Consider the following 19,821-nt stretch of genomic DNA (forward strand, 5'->3'; position numbering starts at 1 on the left):
GCGCAAACAGCCCGGGTATCACCAAACAGGCAGAAGACGGTACGTCAGCTGCCGTGGGTGAACGAGGAGTTGTGTACGTATGACGTGCTGGTACGAGGGCCCGTTGGCCGCGTTCGACACGGAGACCACGGGCGTGGATGTGGAGACCGACCGGATCGTGTCGGCCGCGATCGTCGTCCAGGACGCCCCCGGCACCCGTCCCCGGGTGACCCGGTGGCTGGTGAACCCGGGGGTGCCGGTGCCCGCCGGGGCGACGGCGATCCATGGACTGACGGATGAGCATCTTCAGCGCAACGGCCGCTGGCCCGCGCCGGTGATGCACGAGATAGCCGACGAGCTGGCCGAACAGGCCGCGATGGGACGCCCGTTGGTGGTCATGAACGCACCGTTCGACCTGACCCTGCTGGACCGCGAGCTGCGCCGCCACCGCGCGTGCACGCTGGACCACTGGTTCGAGTCGACGGCGCTACAGGTCCTGGACCCCCGGGTCCTGGACAAACACCTGGACCGCTACCGCAAGGGCCGCCGCACCCTCACCGACCTGTGCGCGCACTACGGCGTCACGCTGGACGGCGCGCACGACGCGGGCGCGGACGCGCTGGCCTCCCTGGAGGTCGTACGAGCCCTCGGCCGCCGCTTCGCGACCCGCCTGGAACGCCTGTCCCCCGCCGAACTGCACACCCTGCAGTCGACATGGCACGCGGCACAGGCCCGAGGCCTCCAGGCGTGGTTCGCCCGCAGCGGCACCCCTGAGTCCGTGGACCAGTCCTGGCCGCTGCGCCCGGAGTTGGACGCGGCGGCCTGACCGAACGGGGCGCCGGCACCGGCGCCCCGCACCTCACCAGGAGCCGCCGCCCCCACCACCGGCGCCGCCCCCGACTCCGCCGCTGGAGGAACCACCGCCGCCGGAGCCACCTCCACCGGAACCGGAGGACTGGCTGGCCGCGGAGACCACGACGGCGGCGAGCAGCACATCGCCGAGATCGAGCGAGAAACGCCGCCCTGCTCTCGGTGCCGAAGTCGAAGCGCCGATGGCCTGTTCCCAGGCGGATTCGACCCCCAGGGCAACCGCCCATGCCGCGTAGCGATCCGCCTCCGGTCCGACGGGCAGCTCGTCGGGACAGGTGCCGGGGTCGGCCAAGTAGCGCCGGAACGCCTCGACTTGGAGCCAGCGGGCGGCGCCGTGCGGGGTACGTCGGTCCAACTCCCAGCCCCGGGCGACTACGGCGAGACCGAGACCGGCGGCCACGGCACCCGCCAGCAGGACGGGCAGTCCGGCCGCGATGCGATGGCCGTTCAGCACACCGCCGGTGACCACGAGGACGAACGCGAGCAGCAGCACGGCCAGTTGGGCCCGACCCCACCGCGCGAGACGCTCGGTGAGGGTGGTGTCCCACAGGTCGCTCGCCTTGCGCCAGTTGCCCAGCTTCCAGGAGAGGTCCTCCCAGCCCGCCTTGAACGACTGGTCACGCCTGCCGAGGACCAGGCCGGTGCCGCCGGCGAACATCCGGTCCAGCACGTCCCTGATCTCCCGGTTCACCGGACGCCCGTGCCGCTTCAGGACCGGATGCTGATCGTCGCCCTCGATGGTGAGATGACCGTCGGCCGCGGCGTCGAGCAGCCAGGCCACCTTGTGCTGGTCCATGACCGCTTCCACGCGCAGGACGCCGGCCTGGGCAGGCGTCAGGCCCTCGGGCGGTGTGGCGGACGGAGTGACCGACCGGGCGAGCCGCTCGACCTCGACGCGCCGCACCCGCCCGCCGTCCTCCAGCACCCGGTCCCGCCCGAGGAACCGCAGCACGCCCAGGGTCAGTGCGACGCAGGCCAGCCCGAGGGCGAGGAACAGCCCGCTGTTGTACAGCGGTTGCGGAAGGGAGGTGCCAACGGCCTTGCCGGTGGGCGCCGTTGGCAGCGCTGCCGCGGTCACGGCCTTGGTCTTGGCGGCGGTGGCGTACAGCGTGAGGCCTTCATGGCCGCTGAGCTTGCCGAGCTTGACGACAAGGTGCCCCGGCTCGCTCTGCTCGGCCGTACAGGGCTTGCCGTGGTCCCAACTCCCGTGCTCGCAGCGGAGATCGGTGAACCCGTACGCGTCCACCACATGGATCTCCACATTCGCCCGGTCGACCTTCCAGCCGGTGCCGACGGCGTCCCAGGCGAGCTTGCCGTCCTTCACCACGTCGGCGACCGTGTACTGGAGTCGATAGCGGTGCACTCCCCCGACCGTGCGGTCACGGTCGCCCACCTTGAGCCGGTCGGCGACGGACTCCCTGCCGTTCACGTCCCGGTAGGAGGCGCCGAAGGTGGTGGCGTAGGGAACCTTGTGCCCGTCCATGGTGGCCCGGACGTCATCGGTCAGGAAGTTCGCGTCCGGTACGTCACGGTAGATGCCGTGCGTTGTGCCCGAGTGCCCGAAGTCGTAGTCGATGACCTCGGTGATCCGGGCGCTCCCGTCGGCGCGGATCTCGGCACCGACCCACATCGAGGTGACCCGCTCCGTGTTCGCGAGGGCTTGTACGCCGGCGGCGACCCCACCGAACACGACCAGACCGACGACCATGACGATCAACGACCGAACTCGGCGCCGCCGTAGGGAAGTCACCTTCCCCCGTCTCCCTCTCCGTCTCTTGCCTTCCCCACCACTCATGACGCCCCCCTCAAGACGCACAGCGGACACGAAGACGTGCCCGGACACGAAAAAACCGGCCCGCTGATGCGGACCGGTCTTTCCCGGTGGGCGACAAGGTACTTGACTGGAACACGAAGTACAGGCTGCAAGCCCTCCGAAACCTTCTTGCCAGCCTGCCAGGGCCCGAAGCTCCACCCATTGAGCGCGTGCCGAAGCCACCGCGTCGCGTTGCCAAGCGGCTCAAAGCTCCCGAAGTCGCAGAGCTGGTTAAGGCGTACAGGTCTGGGGCGACCACCTACCAACTCGCCGACCGCTTCAGAATCAAGCGGCAGACAGTGAGCGGCATCCTCAAGCGCCACGGCATTACGCCTCGCTGGCGTCGGCTCACCGAGGCAAACGTTGACGAAGCCGAACGGCTTTATGTACATCAAGGTTTGTCAACAGCCCGCATTGCCGACCGACTGAGTGTTGATCCGGAGACAGTGCGCCTGCGCCTACGAAAGCGCGGTGTAAAAATGCGGGATCCGCACGATCGGCCCTAGCAACGATCGAACCTCCAGATTGGCCCCACCTTTCACATGATCGGTGGGGTCAATCAGTGCCTACCAACCAATTTTTCAGATCCGCCCGCTATAAATACCTCCTGCCAACCAGTAAATCGGAAGGAGGTTTGAATGGAAGAACAAGCACCAGACATGCAAGCACAGGAGCTAGCGGTCGAGGAAGAACGCAAGCCAGTGGTGTTCGCTGTGCGCATTGATCCGGTTCTGCGAGAGCAGATCGAGGGGCTGCGCAGCATAACCGAGCAAAGCGTCAATGACGTTGGCGTTGTGGCACTCAAAGGCTGGGTCGCAAAGACGCTTGAGGATGAAACAGTCCAAGAGAAAGCCATGGCCGAGCTTGACGCCGAGGAACGACGGCTCCAGGAACGACGAGCCTCCATTGCGGGCATCCTGGGACAGACGGCGGCAGCGGGCGGAACCGAAGACCCTCCCGAGCCGATCACTAGACGCGGAAGGCAGCCGAAAGGCCAATAGCGCCATAAGCGAAAACCGCCCCACAATTGGGGCGGTTTTTCACGACGCAGCACTTGCGTTTTGGTCGGGAGCTTCGGACTCCTCTTGCAACGTCACTGCTGCGTGAAGCAACTCGTTGGCGTATCGATCGGCAGCATCTTTTACGCGATTCTTAGACGGCAGAATGAACCAACCGAAGAGGCAGACCAGGCAGAGCGCAAGACCAAGCAAGTTCGCGGCTGATACCTGCGGCCGGTCCACCAATGGCGCTACCCACACCATGTAGCCCACCAAAGTAAACCCAGAGAGAAGACTTATGCCTCTTGCGGCCCACCGAACACCATAGACGTTGCGCTCATAGCCGTAGTTTCGGTTTTCAAAAAAGAGAAGCTCGAACTTCTCCTTGTCTCGGGTCTTTTTGCGCACACGCTCGATTGCCCGCCCAATCGCATCATTCGCCCCGGCCGCGTCTTGGCATTCAGCTTCCAAGGAGAGCAACGAGACACCAGATACGGCCTCAACCGCCTTCCGCCACGATTCGCGCTGCGCTGCACTTTTTGTTTGTGCGCCCAACCGCAGCCATACGGTCGTTGGTGGTCCACCCCAACTCTCCCAAAGGCGTTTTTCAACAGCCTTCCCGAAATTACGGACGGCGCCGACAATCAGTACGGGACCGACACCCGCAACAGCAAGGATTCCGAGGACATAGGAGACTCCCGATATCTGCCGCAACCCCAGCACTGCGAAGAGAACGATCAGCGGAACGATCGCGAGCACGCCAGGCACTAGCCGCGCCCGGCGCTCGTATGCATTGAGGATCTCCACAGTCATGCGCCACCGTCGTCCTCGACGAGTGTGTGCAGGGGAAGTGCCTGCGACGGGCTGTAGCTCGAACGGCCAGGGGCGTCGGAGCTGTGATGCCACTTCGTACTGCCCTGGGTCGCGTGGACGGGGTAACCGCGCCGACGGAAGGCGTTGGTTACCTTCTTCGCCGGGTGCCGGTTGTCGGGGTTCTTCTTCGGCGCTGACACGAACGCCGTTCCCACATCGCTCTGCCCCTTGGCTCCGAGCAGACGGTCCAGGATGGTCGGCCCGACGTTGTTACGGCTCCCATGGTGGGGCACCTGAACGAACCGGAGGTCACCAGGGGAGAATCCATTCTCCTCAAGCTCGTCGACCACATGGCTAAGTGCAGGGATTCCAGCGTCACCGGTCAGCAGCAGCTTCTTACCGTCGACATCCAACAGGGTCACAACACTGGTGTTGTTCGTCAGCGACGTCTCGCCGTCGTCCCGAAGGGTCTCGTTATACAGACCCTCGCCGACGAGCTTCTTCGGCACCTCCTGCTTCCTCGCCTCGACGGTCTCCGCTGCAAGCTCCGTGACGAGTTCCTCGTAGTACAACTCGGTCGGCCCGAGCACAGAGAAGACACCGTCCTTCGTGCTCACGCCGGCGAACGGCTCGACGACCTCGACACGACGTGCCCGCGCGATGGCTTCCAACTCCAGCGCCGCCTCCAGCATCCGGCGGGCCGGGTCGTTCAGCTTGTTGCGCCAGTACGACGAAGTCCGCGCGCGCTCCATCGCCGCTGAGTGGTCCCAGGGCAGGTGCATCAGCAGCTGCTCGACGCGCATCTTCTCCAGCACCGTCTTGAGACCGCAGATGTGGTCCTGGTCGGTGTGCGTCGACACCACGAAGTCGGCCCTGTCAGTGGCGTAGTACTTCTCGACGTGCTCGATCAGGGCGTCACCGCACTCGGTGTACCCGCCGTCGATGATGCCGACGGTCTGCTCGCGGCGCAGTCCGTGAAGGTTCCCGTACCGGAAGGCGATGGCATCGCCACCCTTGGATTCATTCCCCACCGGGAGGAAGTCGATCTCGTACCCCATGTTGATTCCTTGGCTCCAGGCGCTTTGGCGCATCACACAAAGAGACGGCCGTCGCACCCCCGTACCTTCGGCCAACTACCAACGCAGAGTAACCCCGGCGGTCCGCCACTTCTTCACGCTCCGTCAAACCTTGGGCAGGCAAAAGGAATAGACCACCACTCAGACGTGACCATTTGTGATCACTTCTGTTGCGTGGTGACCGTCCGTACCCCTCACCCCAACAGCCACGCAAAAACCTAGGTCCACAGCAAACACCCAGCTCGGAACCAACACCTAGACACACGGGGATCGAACGACTACAGCAAGTCACGACCTATGCAGACTTCAGCAAGTGAACCGGTAGGCCAGAACACCCGTGTCAGCTACTGCAATTGACGTACTGAAGTTCAGCCATAAAGTCCTTGATCAGTTGAACCAGACCCACATGCTGTACGTAGGATCCCGCTGAACCGGGACTCAGTAGGCAGCGCCACGGGGACGTGTTGGCCGCGCTCGACTTCATCACCAAGGCTCACGATGTAGAGCTGGTCGTCCCTTCGGCTGGCCGGGCCAAGCTCGTGTGCGGGCTCACAGCTCCGGAGACCGAACCCGCAGGCACAACGAAGTAGCGAGTCGCGATCCAGAATCGGGGCAGCATGGGACTTGCAAAACGTCATGCTATGGAAATCGAAGAACAAGGCTGGGCCCCAACGGACAACGCATGGGTCTGCGAGCAGTGCGTCAACGAACCCTTCCTCGCAGCAATAGTCAGGGACGCAGCCGACGAGGGTAAGGAGTGTAGTTACTGTGGCGAAAGTCCGGCTGCCGAGCTGGACATTTTCGTTGACGCCTTCACTCAAGGAATATTTGCCCGATACGGAGATGCAGACGGGACACTTCCGTACGACAGTGAGGACGGTGTTTATATCGGCACCACCCTAGACACTGAAGAAATGGTCGGTGAATACTGTCATGTCTTCCGCGAGCCACTGCTTCAGGAGGCAGTGGCCGATGCGATCACTAATGATAAACTTTGGACCGACTTGCATGGCTGGTATACCTCACCAACCGAAGCGCTCTCTGCTGGCTGGGAACGATTCCGTGAAGCCGTCATGTACGAGTCTCGTTACGTGTTCTGGCAGCGCAAGGACTGGCAAGACCAGGAATACGATGCAGACGGCGTTCACCCGGCCAGAATCATGAAATCACTGAGCGAGCACATCGACGATCACGGCCTTTACCGCATCATCGAGGTGACTGACGCTTTCTGGCGAGCCCGTACCCGTACAGAGACCGAAGTTTCCTGGGGGGCAAAGGACCTAGGAACAGCAGGTCGGGAGCACGCGAGACAAGCGAACCGTATGAGTCCTGCCGGCATCCCTATGTTCTACGGTGCCGAAGACGCTGACACAGCCGTGAGGGAAAGCCTCGTAAGAACCTCCGACACACACGTCAGTGTCGCTGCGTTCCATGGAACGCAGCGCTTTAAGGTAGTCGATCTGACAGGAAGCAGGCTTCCCGAGCCCCCCTCGGAATTCGCTGTCGAACGGCTTACTGAAAGGTACGGCATCCTGTTCCTTAAGGACTTCACGAAAGATCTAACCAGGGAAGTGCGGCCAACTTTCGAGCAGATCGAATATGTACCGACTCAGATCTTGATGGAGTACCTACTTAAGATGCACGAGCCGTCGGGTGGCGGCACTATTGACGGCCTGATGTATACCTCTGCCGTGACAGGAAAGACCTGCGTCGTGTTCGACGTACCCAACAAGCGATGCATCAATCAGGACGACGAAATCGAGCGCTTCGCAGGTGACAAGCTTCATCTGAAAATTGACGCTGCATCATTGAGTACGTTCAAGATCAAGCGAGAATACGAACCGTTGCCGCCAGGCAACGACAACCCGTTCGCCTAACCGCTTGAGTATCGGGGGAATATGAGCTCATCCACTAGCGCACTGGTCATTGCCCTCGTAGGAATCATAGGCACACTCGCTTCTGCGCTTCTTACCCAACGGAGCGCCAGCAGCAACACGTTACGAGAACTTGAGCGGGCCGATCAGCAACGGCGAGAAGAGCGTGGCCACCAAACCAAGCAGGCAATCGTTGAAGCTCGACGTTCCTGCTATGTCGCGCTGAACATCGCCGCCCGTTTATATCAGACGGCATTGACTAACTACCTTATTGCCATTCGCTCCGGTGCCGTGACCGATGAGATACGCATCGACGTAGACGAGATGAGGCGAGGTCACAGAGCTCGTGACGCGGAAGCTCAGATGCTCGTACCAGACGATGTGTTGATTGCGGCCGGTAAGGTAAATAGTCACCTCAGTATTTTGTACGGAATCTTGCGCCGACTCGATCTCGGAGAGCCTGAGCCAGGCGAAACCATTGAGATGGCAGCTGAGTTGCGTGTGGGGACGTGGGAACTGTTGGCCGCGATGCGAACCATCATGCGACGCGATCTAGGCATCGCTCCGTAGAGACAGAGAAGTCAGAATCACTGATGTCCCACCATCCGGCTGTTCTATGGCCATAAGCCACGCGGAGCGCGGACAGCGCAACGTGTCATCCTGAGGGTTGTCAACTGCCTTACAGGTTGACCCTGCTGAGCTTGTGCGCGGGCTCAGTACACCGCAGGACGCTGGGCTACAGTCGAGCGGTAAAGGAAAAGACGACCCCGTGAGGTCGTCATAGTTCTGCATGCGACTGCTAATCGACTAATTGTTGTAAGTGAGCGACTTGATCGCTTTCTCTACCGTAGTCACACCGTCTGTTTCACCTTCGTCCTGGTAAACGGTATAGACAATGTCAAGCTTCTTGCCGTTCCCCAAGCCAAAGACGTATTCATAGACCGTCTGGTGCAGATCAACACTAAACACACCTTTGTAGCGCTTACCGTGCAGACTGCCGATCGAAAAGTCTTCCGTTGTCTCCGTAAGTCCAGTTTGAGGGGAGGACCACTGCGGGCCTAGTCCTGTATCGATGACTTCTGAAACGCTCGCACGGAAGCGAAGGCTATCGCCTGCGTATTCGGTGGCCAATGTGTTAACCGTGGCAGGAACTCCAGCCTGATAAGAAACGCTCATGCTGCCAAGGAAATCATTTGGGTACCGTGTCATTTTCCAGCCATCCGGCACTTTCATGCTAAACGCCCCACCCTGGGTCGTCACTGTTACCCAGTCCGCCGTTTCTTCGGTCACAGTGGATTCTTTATCATTTGACGTCTTTGCGTTAGACTTAGGCGTTGAGCTGCTTGCCGTGCTAGTACTCTTCTTGGTGTCGTGATTCTTGTGCCACACATACCAGCCGCTAAAGCCAATGAGTGCCACAACTACAACGACGGCCAGAATGCCAACGAGTCCAAAGCCTTTGGTGTTGAGTTGTTTGTTCTTCATATTGGTGAAGCCTTGTTTACATTTTACATTTAGGATAGCAGAAGCTACCGGTAAATAATACTGAGTGTTGCTAACGCGGGAATGAGAAGAGGAGTTCGACAGGCTGGTTTGCCCGGAACACTTCATATTCTCATTCCCGCGCAGATCAAGCGTACGTACCAATGGCACGGCTCGATCTTAATTGCACCTACAAAATCTTCCCGGCACGTGGTGTTCTGCTGGCGCCTCATGTGAGTGTCCAGTCAGATCAGTGATACGTGCTGCCCACGCCGCCGATCCCCAATGGGCCGTACCACGAACCGCTGCTCGACCAATAGGCCCACAGCGAATGGCTGGGGCCCTCGGTGACAATGGTTGGGCTGCTACTGGTAGAGCTGAAGGCGATCGAGGGCATGGAGTACGTACTCCCCGAGCCAGCGATGCCAAGCGGGCCCGTCCAGACACCACTGGTTTGCTGCCAGTAGATCCGGAGCGTGTTGCTCGGACCCTGGGCTGCGATTGTAGGGCGAGCTGCTGCGCCGGTATTGAACGCAATCGACGGCGCGGAGTAGGTACTGCTAGACGCGCCAACACCAAGTGGACCAGCCCACGACCCGCTACTGGTTTGCCAGTAGACGTACAGCGAATTGCTGGGGCCTTGGGCCGCAATGGTGACTTGGCCGCTGGCATTGAACGCCAGCGAAGGTGTAGTGAAGGTACTCCCAACCACCCCAACGCCCAAAGGCCCTGTCCAGGCTCCGCCGCCAAGCTGCCAGTAGATCCGGAGCGTGTTGCTCGGACCTTGCACGGCCACCGTCGGCAAACCGCTGACTGGGTTGAACGCAATCGAGGGCGCCGAAAACGTGCTCCCCGAGGCGCCAACGCCCAACGGTCCGACCCACGAACTGCCACTCGTCCAGTACGTCCACAAGGTGTTACTGGGACCCTGTACGGCGATTGTGGGATTTCCGCTCGGACTGAACGCCAGTGCTGGGGCAGTATATGTACTACCGGCTGCACCAACACCGAGTGGCCCCGACCATGACCCGTTGGCATTTTGCCAATAGATCCACAGTCGGCTGCCTGGCCCACGCGCCGCAATGACCGGGGACCCGGTCACTGGGTTGAAGGCGACCGAGGGCGCCGAGTAGGTGCTTCCCGCCCCACCGATTCCCAACGGCCCAGCCCACGACCCGCTACTGGTCTGCCAGTAGACGTACAGCGAGTTGTTCGGTCCCTGCGCTGCGACCATTGGTTGGCCGTTCGTGGGATTGAAGGCAACGCTGACACCGAGCTGCGAGGGGTCGGTGGGGGTTGTGGTACCGCTAGGCACGCTGTCGCAGGCTTCCCGTGTTCCAGCGTTGCTGGAGCCGAGTACACCAAAGGCATCGCCCAACGGGACATTGGTGGAGCCGGGGTTTCCGAGGTCCACATAGCACGAGTGGTTCGTCGTGTTGTGGAACTCGACGTGCACATGTGTGCCCGGGTTGCAGCCGCCCCAGTTGTGCACCGTCCCCAACGTCATGCCGTTGGTTAGGGCCCCGCTCGTTACGGCACCTTGCAGGTGGGCGAAGTACAGCCAGCCCACATTGGTGCCGCCGACAAATACATTCAGGCGGGTGCTGGTGCCGCAACTTGTCGAACTGGTTCCCCAGCTGAAGCTAAGCGCGGCTGTAGCGTAGGGCACCATAAGCCGAACGGCAGTGCCCTCGGAAGCATAGATGTCGGTTGCCCAGTCGCCGCCTCCAGGCGTGTGATGCACGGACGGGTGACTGGAGTTTTCGTCCGTATATGGCGGACTGATACCCACGTTCCAAGCCCACTTGCCGGTAAACGGCATTCCGATGACAGCTTCGGGCGTAGTGTCCGCTGCTGCCGGCGTAGCCGTTCCCACTGTGACTGCGGTCGCTCCGAAGAGCAGCGCCAGTATGACGAGGATTGCGGCGAGCCGCGGATGCGATTTGCGCCCTTTCCATGGTCCCATGGCCATGACGGTCCCCTTCAGGGTTTTTGTAGGTGCGTAAGATGCACGCGAACTAGAGCCTCGGCATATGGCCGAGGTGTTCAGCGCTACTGTGCGCAAAGTGTTCACGCCAGTTCTTACTGGGCGCGGATTATGGGATAAGCTCGTCCGAATTGCAAGCTTTTGTAGACAAAACTACAGCGAAATGCTGATGTCTAGTCCTGCTTAATCTGCGAGACGGTCAGCACGTATTGCCGATCGGGATTTTGGTTGGCGTTGAGCATATAGAAACCGTTGCGCTCTAGGCGCTCATACACATCCTTTGGCGTCATGTGCCATGCGCGCCAGAAAAGAATGCGGTCACCCTTGTTGAACTCCAACACTTGCTTGCCGCGACCAAACTCGAACGTCATTGTCACGGCTGACGTGAGCCGGATACGCAAGTACCGCTGTCTCAGTTCTTCGTCATAGCCCTTGTCGACCTCGTATAGCTTCTCGTCAATGTTCAGTAGATCAAATACGAAACGAACAATCGGGTCCATGAGCGTGTTGCTTGCGTCGCCGGCGCTGAAGTCGATTGAACTTCGCGTGTTGTCAGTGTCGAGCTTACTGGTGTAGATGAAAATATCGTCCTTCCTCAAACTTTCAGAGATGGTGCGAAAAGCTTCGTCGGGATCACGGAAGTTGTTCGATGTGCCGCCTAAGAAAAGAACAATATTGGCAACGCGCTCATCTTTGAGGTAGTCCTCGGCTAGGAGGTGACCAAAACGCTCGCGCTTGATGTCAAGTTCATAAGCGTCGTATTGCACGGTTCCGCCAAACCACTGCTTAATGTTTCGCCCGGCGATGTCGAGCATCTCGCGACTAATATCAAGCCCTACGTAGCGCCCGAGCTTTTTAGATTCCAAGTAGTGCTCGATAAGTCCACGTACAGGCATGGCGTTGCCTACGCCTATGTCAATAATATTAACCTTGTCGTATTCGCCAGCCAGTTCATCAAGGAATTGCGTGCTCATACCGAGAAGCTTCACTGTCTCGGTGATGTTCGAGGAGTCCTCGGTTGCTAAGCGCTGCACGTACTTGTCCCAGTTTTCAGCGCCACCATCAAAATAGTTTAGTTCGCAGTCGACTTCGCGGTATTTTTCCAAGTTGACCACGATGTCATACACTTGACCCTCGGTGTAGGTGTTGTAAAACTCATCGCGAGGCGTAATTTCTTTGAATGAGTGCCGAGGGCGATATTTTTTACCCTCATCCACCAGGCGCTTAATTATCTCAACGTTTTTCGCGGAACGTATAACATATGTCTTGCTGCCTTGCTCGAAAAGCTCCAAGTCTAGCTTTCCATTTTTGGTTGAGCGAATCCAGTTCGTGACGGTCGGAACAGACACACCATATGTGTCGGTGATTTCTTGTTTGGTGAAATAATGAGCGGCCACGCGATTGTTTCCTCTATTAAGTTTTAGTTGACATGTTTTAATGAAAACATATAACATGTATATGGACAGCTGTTCACGATTTGAAACGTATCTTTCAGTTACTTACCGTAACACTTATTTCCAATTTCTTCAAGGCTTTCTTGGCCTATCGGAAACGTCGGAAATTCTCTTAGCTTTCGCCATGGCATATCTTCTTCAATAAGTAATTCGCGGGCCCGTGCCCGCGAGATGAAAAGGATGCCACCGTATGACATCAGATAACTCGGCTGACTCCTCGGCCGCTAAACAGAGGATGATTCCTAAGCGCACGTTTACACTCAGCCCTGGCGCTACTAAGTCCGTGGGCCTGGGGGTGTTCACCGGTGAGGCGTTGCCAGAGTACGAGGTGACTGCCGAGCCGCTATTGGATGAGTTCCTAGGTATCGCCCGTGAGGCGCCGCCGCTAGGGAATAACCGCTACCTACTGCTCTACCAGTTCCACAATTTCGGCAGCGCTCCGTACGTCGTGACCGTGCGTCGCATAAAGACAACCGACGTACATGGGACTAGGTGATGAGCATAGTTCTATGCCCTGACACTCTGACCCTCAATACCCCTAACACTTGTGCAATATGCAGTGAAAAGAAGCGTCTTCGCTCTATGACCACGGGTCGATCCGGCCTTGATGGTCGCCGAAACTTCATATGTAGCAGTCACCTTGACGACCCCCTTGAGCTAGTCGAAGGCTGGACGAACTTTCTCGTTAGCCAGCATCAGAATGGCACGATAGGATCGCCGGAACTCACGCCTTTAATTGTGGAGCAAGGCGTATTTGTGGAGCACTGCACTACAATACCGCAACGCCGTTCACCATCGCAGCACATAGCTCGGCACTTGTACGCGCGCTGCGCAGAGGGGCCCGCGTTAGTCATTACGGACCAGCCGAAAGACTACCTCTCCGCAGTGATGAAGAAGTGGTGGCGTCTCATCTGGCGCACGAAGCAAGAGCAAGCCAGTACTCTCCTGCGGCTCCGCATTTCCGTGTTTGCCAAGCAGTGCTATGGCATGGAACGCACCACCATGCGGACGCTCTCGCAACCTCTGACAGACACAGACGTCTATTTCGCACTGCCTGAAGAAGTTTCGGCCCTTGGAGGCGTTACACAGTTCCAAACCATCTACGTCATTTCCGAACTAGACGACTCCGCCATAGCCAAACTTGCAGACGCGATGTCCGCTGGCGCTGTGCTCGTCCGCTACCAGTAGCCAGCACCAAACGGCACCCCTTTGAATCGCTTTGACAGCACCTTCCGTCTCCCCGGACAGAGGGGTCGTCCGGTACTGGTTCGCCATGTGGTCGCCACCTGTTGACTGCCCTCTCAGATCACTACCCTTGCCGACATGGCGACTGACAGCGTGAGCGTTCGCACCCTTGACGGCCTGCATCTGGCGGGCACCCTCGTTCGTCCCCAGGAACCCAGCACGCAAGCCGTGCTGCTCGTGCACGGCGGAGGCGTCACCCGCGAAGAGGGGGGCTTCTTCGGTCGGCTCGCAACTGGCCTTGCTCAGGCGGGTATTGCCTCGCTGCGCTTCGACTTGCGTGGACATGGCGAGAGTGAAGGACGGCAGGAGGAGCTAACGCTCTCCACGATCCTTAACGACATTCGCGTCATGCTCGCGCACGTCCGTAAGGCCACCGGAGCCGAAGAAGTCACTTTGCTCGGTGCCAGCTTCGGCGGTGGTATCTGCGCCTACTACGCCGCGAAGCATCCTGAAGACGTTTCGCGGCTCGTGCTGTTCAACCCCCAACTCAACTACAAGCGGCGGACTATCGACAGCCGGGAATATTGGACGGACGACGTCATCAGCGAAGAGGCGGCGGCCGAACTCACCGAGCGCGGCGCGCTCCAGTTCACGCCGACCCTTCGCCACGGACGCCCGATGCTCAATGAGGTGTTCTGGCTCAAGCCGCACGAAGCACTCGGGGAGGTACAGGCTCCGACCCTCATCGTGCACGGCACGGCTGACACCCTGGTGCCGTTCGAGTCGTCCCGAGACGCCGTGCCACGCTTCACGGCACCGGTGCAGCTTGTTCCCGTGGACGGCTCACAGCACGGCTTTGCCGTCCACGATGACCCGCAGTACCTCAATCCCCAGAGCCAGGAGTATCAGGCCTTCGTCATCCGCACTGTGACGGACTGGCTCACCGCTACGCCGTAAGAGACTCGCGGAATTCTCGGACGGCGGGCCGGCTACGCCAGCGGTCAAGGGTCTGAAGGACTTCACCAAGGACGCGCACCGTGCGCTCGGACTTCACCTCGTGCGCCACTACTGCTGACGCCGTGCCAATCTTCGCCGCTTCGTCCGGTTCGCCACTGAGCGCCAGGGCGGCGGCCCGCCGTGCGTTGAAGAACCCCGTATCACGGTGGGACAGCGTCCCGGTGCTCATCACGTCACTGAACAGATCAGCCGAGAGACTCGGCTTGCCAGCTTCGGTATAGGTAATGGCGTCCCGAAGCAGTCGGGTGTGCCGGTTGAAGTACGCCCCGAGGGCATCGGGCTTGTCCTCGGGAGCGTTGGTCAGCAACGTCTCGGCGTCGGCCAACTGGCCGCGAACGATGTCGAGCGGATCGCCGAGCATGGCTCGTCCCAAGGCTTCTTGCTGCGTCACCTCTGCTCGTACCCGCGCCGGCAGCTGCCACCGATCGTGTCCGGCGGCCTGGGCGAGCGTCAGCATCCGAAGCGCATCCCGGTCGTCGTACGCCATCTGCGATTTCTTCAGCAGCACGTACCCCTGCATGGCTGCGTTGTCGGCTTCCTGCGCCCACTCCATCGCGCGGTCGTACCAGAACACGGCCGCTTGCGGCTGCTGGATATCCCGGTACAACCAACCGGCGAACTCGGCACCGTCCGCCCCCAGGGCGAGGAGTTCACGGCGAACACTCGGCTTCACGTCCCGCGCTTGGCTCTCGATCGCGCCGAGCAAACCGAGCATGACCGGCAACGTCTTCTTGGGGCCAAGCGCACCGTCGTCGCGCTTGGCCTTTTCAAGTACGCGGCGGAAGTAGTCAACGACCGGGCCGTCGAGGTAGCGGTGCGCATCGTCAAGGGCGTGCGCGACGTGCTGAAGCTCGTCCAGCCCCAGACCGGGCAGTGCTACCGCAGCGATCCCACCTTTGAGGAGGTCGCGGCGATTCAGTGGACTCATCGGATCTCGCTCTGCGGCTTGGGTGGCGGACACGTCCGCCGAGGAACCAACCAAGCTGCCCAACCCGCTCGCTGCGATCGTCTCAGCGTCTACGGGAACGAGTACGGCGCGGCCGTTGATAACGACCGGCAACAGCCCACCGGCCTGCGTCGTCTCCGGCGCTTCCTCGGGCCGTTTCGCTACAGGGGTCGCCTCGGTAGAGGCTGTGTCCTTGCGGGCGGGCAACTTGAACCACAGTAAGTCTGCCGGAATTCGGAGGCTATGCGCCCATCTCATGAGCTTGCCGAGATCCTGCGGCGGCTTGCCGCTCTCGATCCGGCTTAGCTGAGCCTGGTTCAGGTCGAGCCACGTGGCCATGGCCTCTTGGGAGAGCGCTCGTTCGTGCCACGGGTGCGTGCGGTAGGCGTAGAACACCTGCCCCATGTGCCAACTGGCGAACGCTTCGGCCATGGTGGTGTGTTGCCAGAACGTCGAGGGCACGGCGGGCGGATAGGCGACCGCCAGGGTTCGCTCCTTGCGCACGCACACCGAGCACCGACCTGCATGGTTGTCACGAGCCAGCCGCGTTCCACAAGCGCAGTGTCGTACGTGCCGCTGTGCCATGTGCCGCACTCCGTAAGGGCCTTGCCGGTTATGCCTGGTAGCCAAGCCTACGGACTCTAGGCCGCCGGGGTAGCCCTGTCTATGCGGGCCATACATACCCGGCTATGCGGTGGCGCCATGACGCCCCGGAGGCCACAAACCCCATGCTCCTAGCGGTGCTTACCCCCACCAGCAAACCGCAAGGGAGTGCCGACATGCCCCCGGAACACTTCGTCAGCCGACTGGAGCTCGCCGCCCAGAAAGACGCGGTGCGCTGGGCGAGACGGCACGCCAATGACGTGCTGAGCGCCTGGCGCGTTTCCTCCGACCACACCGAGACGACCGCCCTGATTGTCTCTGAGCTGGTTACGAACGCCGTGCAGCACGTCATCAAAGTTAGGCCGGCCACCAGGCCCGTTCGGTTGGCGTTGACGTTGCGGCACCGCGGTACGCACCTGATCGTGGAGGTAGCCGACCCGGATGTTCGGCCGCCGCTGCTACAGGGGGCGGTAGCGCCAACCGCAGAGAGCGGTCGAGGGCTGCTCATCGTGGAAAGCGTCTCAAAAGAGTGGGGCTATTACTTCCCACCGACGGGCGGCAAAGTCGTTTGGTGCTCGCTCGCGCTGGACTAGCAACACATAGAACCAAGCCCATGGCGACCGATTCGGGCTAAGGGTCGCGCCTCTCAAAGTCTCGTCCAGCTACCGGAGTTCCCTCATGCCTGCTCCCGAGTTAGAGCCAGCTTTCGGGTACTTACGCATACACGATGCTTCGAGCGAAGAAGTAGCGTTGCTGGAAAAGCAGTTGCCCGATTACGCCAAGGCGCACGACCTCAACTTGCGGCAGATCTACCGTGAGCGCCATCGAGTGCTCCGTGTTGCGGGCCTCGCTGATTGGCTTCTGGACGGTGGTGCGCAGCACCTCATCGTGCCGTCAATGGATCACGTGAGTGAACACCCCATCGCACGGCTGGTGTTCTATGAGGCTGTGTGCCTCGACGCGCGCGCTGAAGTACACGAAGCGTGCCCGGCGCCGTGATCTGGTTCTATGGTTCATGTTTTCGCTGTGGGGCGATCGGTATACTAGGGCGCTTGCTAAAAACAGCGGGCGCGTTTTCAGCGCCGGAGAAGAAAACACGCAAGTATTGACTTTTCGATCTTGATAGTTCATAATATAAAGCTGATTTATGGAACAGCCGCATAACGCAACACCAGAGCCGTTCGAGGCACCCGAAGCACTCCTTATTACAGGTGACGCTTTGCGTGACATGACGCCAGACCGTCTGGAGACCATTTCCCAGATGCTTGGTGGCCTCGGTTTGCGCATGACGGCCATTGCCGATCTGGAAAGCCTGAGCACACCAGAGGAGGAACCAGAGCCCGTACCAGTTAGCAAAGCCGATTTTCTGCGGTTCGCCGAAGAGACCGGCCGCACACCGCGACTTGCCACAATGGCATGGGTCATGGTTGACGCAACCGAGAGACTCGGCAACGAGTGGGCGAGGAGACTTACAGACAGGGGACCAGAAACGCTTCCAGCGTTGTCCTTCTCATATGACGAACAAGGAGCCCGTCAGGTCGACTTGCGCACGGTGAGCGAGCGGATAAAAGCTAGCGCTAGGAGTGGAGGTGCATGGACAAGCCCCGGCGATGCCAAGATCAGTTTCCTCGGTGCAATATGTGGAGCAAAAATCGCACTATCCAGCGACAAGCTAGAGGAAAAGTAACACCGCACACCCACACGGCCTCGCTAAACGCGGGGCCTCTTTTTTGATGCCTACCTAAGCCATTGCGGCAAGGAGTCAGTCAAGTAGAAGAACAGAGAGCCACCAAACACCGTAGCAAGAACGGCTGCAATTACCGAATTTCGCACCCGCTCATTTTTTCGCTTCTCGTCACGACGTTGCTGTTGCCTTAAGAACTTCTCGCGTGCCAGTTGTCGTTTTCGCTGGTCTGGCGTCGGGCGTCGTCGGCCTTTGGCCTTTCCCGGACCCACGACAGTAGGTACGACGTCCTCATCGTCGGTAGCTCGTACCCTCTCCTTCTGCGCCTCCTTCTTGACTCGTTCCTTCTGCTTCTTAGCTTCTTTTTTGGTGCGCTCTGCTTCTACACGTTCTTTCTCAGCTATCTGCTTGATACGTTCGGCTTCTAGGCGCTCTTGCTCACCCCTCTCTTTGATACGCTCAGCTTTGATGCGTTCGTTCTCTTTCTCAATCTCGCGCACGATGAACACGGCAAGGTAGGCCGCGAAGTCCGCGAACTCTTTACGTCTTCGGTGAGCGAAAATATTTGCGTGCTCATCTCCGAATCCCAGCTTTCCCTGTAGAGACTCCACTTGCGTTTTGGGGCTTATCGGAACCTCGGGGTCATCAGGATCGAAGAAGAGTTCACGTACAAACGCCGCACCTTGTGCGTTCTGCTTCTGCTCGCCGTACTGATTGAGTACTTCCCACAGCAGGCATCTCAGTTTTTCCGGGCGGTCCGCTCGCTCTTGATCATTGAGGTTGGCATAGAGATCAGCCATGGAGTCCAAGACCGGGGTCTTAACTGGTCGCTGGTTGTGTGAACTGAAGTCGATTCTCCAGATGCTTCGCTGCCGAATACGGGGCAACTCCCTAGCGGCGATCTCCTTCAGATCTCCGGCGGCAAAGGTGACCTCTGGCCACAGCTCCTCGGGCCACCACTCATGAGGCCAAGGATCTTCAGGCGTGACATTTGCCCCCATTCATCCCCCTGGCATGTCCAGCATTCGTGATCTTGACGATGTTCAACGATTTTCCCCGGTCTTCGAGCCATCATGCACGGTTTTCGCGCTGGAACTTGCACGGCCCTCGTACGGACTTCGGGCAGCAGCCTGCTGCAACGTGGTGCCCATCAGCCGCTCCCACCAGGGGAGTTGGCGGCAACTACCCGAGAGGAGCACTGCGTTGCTCGCACTGTTCATCGTCCTGGCGCTCGTCGAGCTGGTCATGGCCTGCCGCATGTGGTTCACGCTCCTGGCCCTCCAGCAGCAGCACCGCAGGCACGGCGTCCGGCTGCTGACCGTCGAGGACAAAGTCAAGTCGCTGCGTAAAGCACGCACATGACGACGCATGACCTCGCAGCGCTGGCCTTGCTGGTCGCCGCCTACTACGGCGGCCGGGTTCGGCAGTGGTGGCGTGCCCGAGGAGAGCGCAAGACAGCCGGTGCCATGGTGCACATCGTCCGCAAGATCAAGGAGAAAGAATAGTGACCGCTGCACAAACGGCCGTTGTCGTCCCGCTGGAACTGCTGAAGTCCAAGACCATCACGGTGCTCGTGGACTCGTTCCAAGCGGCGTTCACGGCCACCTACGACGAGGAACGCGCCCGCAAGGAACGGGCCAAGGGCCGGCTGCTGGCCGAGCTCGGGTCTAGCGACCCGTTCGCCAACTCCACGGCATACGAGGAGTACGGCCCCCAGTGAACACCGGACAGGGGTGGGAGAAACGAGCGCTGCACGCGCTCGTTCTTCTCCTGGCAGTCGCCTATGGCATTCGTTGGGCGTACGAGCTGGTACGGCCGGTCGTGCCGTTCATCATCGGCGGAGCCGTCGTGGTTGCGCTGGTTTGGGCCGTCCTGGAAATTCGCCAACGACGGCGCTGGTAACACCCGTTCGGGCAGGTGTTGATGCACATAACACAACGCTTTTCTCACTGTCCAGCTCGTGCGCGAAATGAGCGTTCCAACAACCTGAGCAACCTGTGTGTTCGCTTGAATTTTCGGACGATTATTCGAGCGAGCAAA

General features: G+C 60.0%; 21 protein-coding genes and 1 pseudogene. 14 read left to right on the top strand and 8 right to left on the bottom strand.

The features are described from left to right. Positions 1-79 precede the first annotated feature (79 nt). Positions 80-805 (top strand): 3'-5' exonuclease, encoded by a 726-nt coding sequence (locus SPR02S_RS25230; RefSeq protein ID WP_019059793.1) that lies wholly within the window; start codon positions 80-82, stop codon positions 803-805. A 33-nt stretch (positions 806-838) separates the two neighbouring features. Here SPR02S_RS25230 and SPR02S_RS63185 read toward each other — a convergent pair whose 3' ends face one another. After that, positions 839-2,599, bottom strand: a complete 1,761-nt coding sequence (locus tag SPR02S_RS63185) for a DUF2207 domain-containing protein (RefSeq protein ID WP_158697853.1) — start codon at positions 2,597-2,599, stop codon at positions 839-841. Positions 2,600-2,730: 131 nt separating this feature from the next. Here SPR02S_RS63185 and SPR02S_RS60425 point away from each other — a divergent pair, with 131 nt between their 5' ends. Both SPR02S_RS60425 and SPR02S_RS63190 read left to right on the top strand, forming a co-directional pair. After that, positions 2,731-3,168: a hypothetical protein gene (locus tag SPR02S_RS60425; protein ID WP_078622986.1), complete on the top strand. Its 438-nt coding sequence runs from the start codon at positions 2,731-2,733 to the stop codon at positions 3,166-3,168. A 132-nt stretch (positions 3,169-3,300) separates the two neighbouring features. Continuing rightward, positions 3,301-3,663: a hypothetical protein gene (locus SPR02S_RS63190; RefSeq protein WP_158697854.1), complete on the top strand. Its 363-nt coding sequence runs from the start codon at positions 3,301-3,303 to the stop codon at positions 3,661-3,663. A 39-nt stretch (positions 3,664-3,702) separates the two neighbouring features. Here the strand turns inward: SPR02S_RS63190 and SPR02S_RS63195 are convergent, their stop codons facing one another. Beyond that, positions 3,703-4,473, bottom strand: coding sequence for a hypothetical protein (locus SPR02S_RS63195; RefSeq protein ID WP_158697855.1), 771 nt, complete (start codon positions 4,471-4,473; stop codon positions 3,703-3,705). Beyond that, positions 4,470-5,531 (bottom strand): ComEC/Rec2 family competence protein, encoded by a 1,062-nt coding sequence (locus SPR02S_RS25245; protein ID WP_019059796.1) that lies wholly within the window; start codon positions 5,529-5,531, stop codon positions 4,470-4,472. The genes SPR02S_RS63195 and SPR02S_RS25245 overlap by 4 nt, the downstream gene beginning before the upstream one ends. A 659-nt stretch (positions 5,532-6,190) precedes the next feature. Here SPR02S_RS25245 and SPR02S_RS60430 point away from each other — a divergent pair. Continuing rightward, complete coding sequence (locus SPR02S_RS60430; protein WP_158697856.1) at positions 6,191-7,426, top strand: HEPN-associated N-terminal domain-containing protein; 1,236 nt, start codon at positions 6,191-6,193, stop codon at positions 7,424-7,426. Positions 7,427-7,447: 21 nt separating this feature from the next. Further along, entirely contained in the window at positions 7,448-7,993 is a 546-nt protein-coding gene (locus SPR02S_RS63200; RefSeq protein ID WP_158697857.1) for a hypothetical protein, read from the top strand. Between the two features lie 237 nt (positions 7,994-8,230). Here SPR02S_RS63200 and SPR02S_RS63205 read toward each other — a convergent pair whose 3' ends face one another. From SPR02S_RS63205 to SPR02S_RS25255, 3 genes are all read right to left on the bottom strand, one after another. Beyond that, on the bottom strand, positions 8,231-9,076 hold the full coding sequence (locus tag SPR02S_RS63205; protein WP_158697858.1) for a hypothetical protein: 846 nt from the start codon (positions 9,074-9,076) through the stop codon (positions 8,231-8,233). 79 nt (positions 9,077-9,155) lie between these two features. Next, entirely contained in the window at positions 9,156-10,877 is a 1,722-nt protein-coding gene (locus SPR02S_RS66545; RefSeq protein WP_506409886.1) for a DUF8189 domain-containing protein, read from the bottom strand. 188 nt (positions 10,878-11,065) lie between these two features. Continuing rightward, on the bottom strand, positions 11,066-12,289 hold the full coding sequence (locus tag SPR02S_RS25255) for an L-histidine N(alpha)-methyltransferase (protein ID WP_158697859.1): 1,224 nt from the start codon (positions 12,287-12,289) through the stop codon (positions 11,066-11,068). A 942-nt stretch (positions 12,290-13,231) separates the two neighbouring features. Here SPR02S_RS25255 and SPR02S_RS25260 point away from each other — a divergent pair. After that, complete coding sequence (locus SPR02S_RS25260) at positions 13,232-13,534, top strand: hypothetical protein (protein ID WP_158697860.1); 303 nt, start codon at positions 13,232-13,234, stop codon at positions 13,532-13,534. Between the two features lie 135 nt (positions 13,535-13,669). Then, entirely contained in the window at positions 13,670-14,488 is an 819-nt protein-coding gene (locus SPR02S_RS25265; RefSeq protein ID WP_026150849.1) for an alpha/beta hydrolase, read from the top strand. Here SPR02S_RS25265 and SPR02S_RS25270 read toward each other — a convergent pair. After that, positions 14,478-15,998 carry a helix-turn-helix domain-containing protein gene (locus SPR02S_RS25270; RefSeq protein ID WP_245607613.1) on the bottom strand — a complete coding sequence of 507 codons (1,521 nt, stop codon included), beginning with the start codon at positions 15,996-15,998 and terminating at the stop codon, positions 14,478-14,480. The genes SPR02S_RS25265 and SPR02S_RS25270 overlap by 11 nt on opposite strands. Positions 15,999-16,273: 275 nt before the next feature. On the opposite strand from SPR02S_RS25270, the gene SPR02S_RS25275 reads away from it, so the two are divergent. The 3 genes from SPR02S_RS25275 to SPR02S_RS63215 all read left to right on the top strand — a co-directional run bounded on the left by SPR02S_RS25275 (position 16,274) and on the right by SPR02S_RS63215 (position 17,784). Beyond that, positions 16,274-16,690 carry an ATP-binding protein gene (locus tag SPR02S_RS25275; RefSeq protein WP_019059802.1) on the top strand — a complete coding sequence of 139 codons (417 nt, stop codon included), beginning with the start codon at positions 16,274-16,276 and terminating at the stop codon, positions 16,688-16,690. A gap of 157 nt (positions 16,691-16,847) precedes the next feature. Beyond that, a complete protein-coding gene (locus SPR02S_RS63210; protein WP_158697861.1) occupies positions 16,848-17,096 on the top strand; it encodes a hypothetical protein in 249 nt (82 codons plus the stop codon). A 148-nt stretch (positions 17,097-17,244) separates the two neighbouring features. Next, the gene (locus SPR02S_RS63215; protein WP_158697862.1) at positions 17,245-17,784 is read left to right on the top strand and encodes a hypothetical protein; all 540 of its coding nucleotides are present in this window, start codon (positions 17,245-17,247) and stop codon (positions 17,782-17,784) included. Positions 17,785-17,852: 68 nt separating this feature from the next. Here SPR02S_RS63215 and SPR02S_RS66175 read toward each other — a convergent pair. Beyond that, positions 17,853-18,053, bottom strand: a pseudogene (locus tag SPR02S_RS66175) (hypothetical protein); the annotation flags it as partial. Positions 18,054-18,984: 931 nt separating this feature from the next. Here SPR02S_RS66175 and SPR02S_RS63225 point away from each other — a divergent pair. From SPR02S_RS63225 to SPR02S_RS25310, 4 genes are read left to right on the top strand one after another with little or no spacing between them, the layout of a single operon-like run. After that, positions 18,985-19,143: a hypothetical protein gene (locus SPR02S_RS63225; RefSeq protein WP_019059806.1), complete on the top strand. Its 159-nt coding sequence runs from the start codon at positions 18,985-18,987 to the stop codon at positions 19,141-19,143. Next, positions 19,140-19,286 carry a hypothetical protein gene (locus SPR02S_RS63230; RefSeq protein ID WP_019059807.1) on the top strand — a complete coding sequence of 49 codons (147 nt, stop codon included), beginning with the start codon at positions 19,140-19,142 and terminating at the stop codon, positions 19,284-19,286. The genes SPR02S_RS63225 and SPR02S_RS63230 overlap by 4 nt, the downstream gene beginning before the upstream one ends. Continuing rightward, positions 19,286-19,501 (top strand): hypothetical protein, encoded by a 216-nt coding sequence (locus SPR02S_RS25305; RefSeq protein ID WP_019059808.1) that lies wholly within the window; start codon positions 19,286-19,288, stop codon positions 19,499-19,501. The genes SPR02S_RS63230 and SPR02S_RS25305 overlap by 1 nt, the downstream gene beginning before the upstream one ends. Further along, positions 19,498-19,683, top strand: coding sequence for a hypothetical protein (locus SPR02S_RS25310; RefSeq protein WP_019059809.1), 186 nt, complete (start codon positions 19,498-19,500; stop codon positions 19,681-19,683). Before SPR02S_RS25305 ends, SPR02S_RS25310 begins: the two co-directional genes overlap by 4 nt. Positions 19,684-19,821: the final 138 nt, after the last annotated feature.

Origin of the sequence: Streptomyces prunicolor NBRC 13075, assembly GCF_000367365.1 — a bacterium.
In the GTDB taxonomy this organism is placed as follows: Bacteria; Actinomycetota; Actinomycetes; order Streptomycetales; family Streptomycetaceae; genus Streptomyces; species Streptomyces prunicolor.